Here is a 3,000-nt window from a genome sequence, read left to right as displayed (position 1 = left end):
GTAGCCATAGTTACGGAACAATACTTCGTTTATATTGGATGATGGTTTTGGATATCGAAAATTTGCAATTTTGCAATCATTTCAGCCATTTGCCATTTCAACCTTTCAACAGTAGCAGCGTTCGTGAGTGTTTTGTAATCAGCGGTGAAAAGTGTGGAATAAAGTTCTAACAAGACAAAAAATAATATAAAGAAGGTATGTACCACAATTACAACGTTTTGTTGTAAAGAATTATGTACATATGTTTTATTTTCAGATGAATAATACAAAGCGCCAGCGTGGAGCAAATTTTACGGCAGATGAAAAGACCTTTGTCTTAACATTAATCAGTGAACAGCGTCATATTATAGAAAATAAAAAAACGGACGCTGTTACAAATAAGGAGAAGCAGCGGTGCTGGGAAGAACTAACGAATAAATTTAATTCATGTAGTCCTAGCGGTGCCATGAGGAGTGTAACCTCATTACAAAAATTTTACACAAATAAAAAAAAAGAAGTGCGAAAAGAAGTGGCCGATAAAAAAGTGTTTATGCGAAAAACAGGAGGTGGTCCTTCATCTTCAAAATGTGAGGATCCATACCTGCAGCTAACGTTAGCCACCATGGATGAGAATTCAGTGTATGGACTGGAAACTCAATACGGCGGGGATAGTGAATTATTTGTAAGTTGAACAGCATCATAAAAATTGGTCTTATTTTTTTTTTTATAGCAAACTATAGGTGAAGAAGATAACGAAGACCATGAAAACGATAATGTGGTGCCCATTGCCACCTCTTCTCCACACATACCTGAAGCAATGGATGAGGTTCACAAAACAAAAAAACGAGTGTTTTCTGATACATATGACCAAGGGGAAGAAAATGCAAATGTAAGCTTTTTCTGTGTTGGTTATCATCTGTTATATATATTAATTAATTGCAGTTTAAAGCTGACTGGGGTGATTATAAAGTTGAACACCTGAAAAAAAAGAAATCAAAGGAGTTACAAACAGTCATTAATAGGAGGAGGCCAACAATAACAGCACTACATTCCAGCCATTTGTCGAAAACTTACGACGAACTAGCTACAAAGAAAATGGAGTTAGTTGAGGCACAACTCGAAGGACAAAAACATGACGAAGAAAGAAAGCAAGTTGAATTTTTGCTTCGAAAGCAAATTTTAGAACTAGATATTGAAATAAAAAAGGAGCAGCTGAGAAAACTGAAACAGGATAATACGGAAAAACAATAAAATATAAAATAAAATATTAATAAAACATTTATTTGTTAAATTTATAAATTTCCAAAAAAATTTGTTATAAAATTTCTTCTAATTTCACTGCCCCTCCTTTGGTTGTCAATAACATTGACCTCTGGTATTTGACCATCTTCAATAAGTCGCTGCAGTTCATGCTGGTTAATGTCAGCTGGGAGAGGAGGTTCATCTTCACCCATTTGTCGAGCTATATTATGCAGGACTGCACACGCAATTATAATACTCAAAACAGTTTCTTTTTTTAATCGACATCCATATGCTAGCACAGGAAATCTTCGTTTGCAGACACCAAAAGTTCTTTCGATGACATTTCTTGTACGAATATGAGCTTCATTATACAACTGCTCTTCTTGAGTGTGTGGATTTAATAATGGTGTAAAAAAATAGTGTCTTACACCATAGCCACCATCACCTGAAAACAAATGCAATGTATTTTTACACATATTAAAAACTGAAACTTACCCAATATTATACAATTTGGATAATCTCCATTCTCAAAATTTGCTCGTAAAATCGAGTTATTGAAAATGGTCATATCATGAGTAGAACCAGGCCACCGAGCAACTACGTTTGTAAACTCCATATTCGCATTACACATGGCTTGAACGTTAATTGAAAAATAATCTTTCCGATTGCGAAAAACTTCAGCATTTTCTCCACCTTAAAAACGTTCCAATGAAAAGAATGTGTTTTTGGTTTTTTAAATCTTTACCTGGTGATTCAATTTTGATATGAGTGCAATCAATGGCCCCAATCACTCTTGGGAATCTCGCGATGTCAAAAAAACCATTTTGAATAAGCCTTTGCTCCATGAGAGTTTGGGGCATCTTAATAAAATGGTGGTAAAGCCTTGCTATAGCGTCCGATACACGTCTAATTATTCTCGACACAGTTGAGATGTGCATTCCCATATAGTCCGCTACTGTACTCAAATGGCCCCCGCTTGCAAAGAATCGTAATGTAGTAAGCAGCTGATTTATAGGTGACACCGCCTGATTTCTGTAATGATCAAATCATAATATATTTACACATTAAATTTTTTAACCACTTTTACCTGTCTGTAGGAAATTCCAAGCGTTCTTCAATTAACGTTAATAAATGTAAAACTGTTGGTTTTGTTAGTCGAAATCTTTGGAAAAATTGAAGCTCTGGTAAACCATAGAAATGATCAGCTCTAGTGTACATCTGCCGTGGAATTCCCATCTCAACAATTTCAATGACTTCTAAGTCATCCTCGTACGCGTCGAACACATCCATTTTTTAAACACACATTCAACACCACATAAAATTAATTCAACAATATCACAACTACATACGCGCGGTGTCATTGACTGTCGTACACACAACAAACTAACCTAAAATTTTTGATGTTCCAATAACAACAAACGTCAGTGTTGCCAATAGAAATGAAACTTTTACACAATTCCCCAACTAAGTATTACTTGGTTAAGTAGAGTCTAAGCAGTGACGGTGCAACAACTGTACAATTTAAGAAGTAGTTACTTTTAAGAATTGCTTAGCTAAGCAATGCTTACTGCTAACGTTGGTGCAAATGGGCATTAACCATTTTTATGCGTGTAAAGTTTATGGAAAGGATTGATTTACTTTGGTTTTGTGCACGATATGCCGTTAAGAAAGTATTTACTGTTTCAAGAACAGAAGGTACTGAAACCGTGGTTGTTCTTGTCGGTATGAAAGACACGCAATAAGCGCATAAAGATGTTATTTACTTAATGACGTTCATGT

General features: G+C 35.2%; 3 protein-coding genes and 1 pseudogene. 2 read left to right on the top strand and 2 right to left on the bottom strand.

The window, feature by feature from the left end; all coding sequences use genetic code 11:
- Positions 1 to 241 precede the first annotated feature (241 nt).
- Positions 242 to 670, top strand: a complete 429-nt coding sequence (locus Q0A12_RS08850) for an SANT/Myb-like DNA-binding domain-containing protein (RefSeq protein ID WP_291292288.1) — start codon at positions 242 to 244, stop codon at positions 668 to 670.
- Between the two features lie 245 nt (positions 671 to 915).
- A complete protein-coding gene (locus Q0A12_RS08845; RefSeq protein ID WP_291292287.1) occupies positions 916 to 1,230 on the top strand; it encodes a hypothetical protein in 315 nt (104 codons plus the stop codon).
- Positions 1,231 to 1,271: 41 nt separating this feature from the next.
- On the opposite strand, the gene Q0A12_RS08840 is transcribed toward Q0A12_RS08845, so the two are convergent.
- Together Q0A12_RS08840 and Q0A12_RS16420 are read right to left on the bottom strand one after the other, a co-directional pair.
- Complete coding sequence (locus Q0A12_RS08840) at positions 1,272 to 1,697, bottom strand: transposase family protein (protein ID WP_291292286.1); 426 nt, start codon at positions 1,695 to 1,697, stop codon at positions 1,272 to 1,274.
- Positions 1,646 to 1,897, bottom strand: a pseudogene (locus Q0A12_RS16420) (transposase family protein); the annotation flags it as partial. The pseudogene Q0A12_RS16420 and the gene Q0A12_RS08840, both read right to left, overlap by 52 nt.
- Positions 1,898 to 3,000 lie beyond the last annotated feature (1,103 nt).

Origin of the sequence: Enterococcus sp., from assembly GCF_022711995.1 — a bacterium.
Lineage (GTDB): Bacteria > Bacillota > Bacilli > Lactobacillales > Enterococcaceae > Enterococcus_D.
The sequence above is the reverse complement of the archived record's forward strand: the minus strand, read 5'-3'. Positions and strand labels throughout refer to the sequence as shown.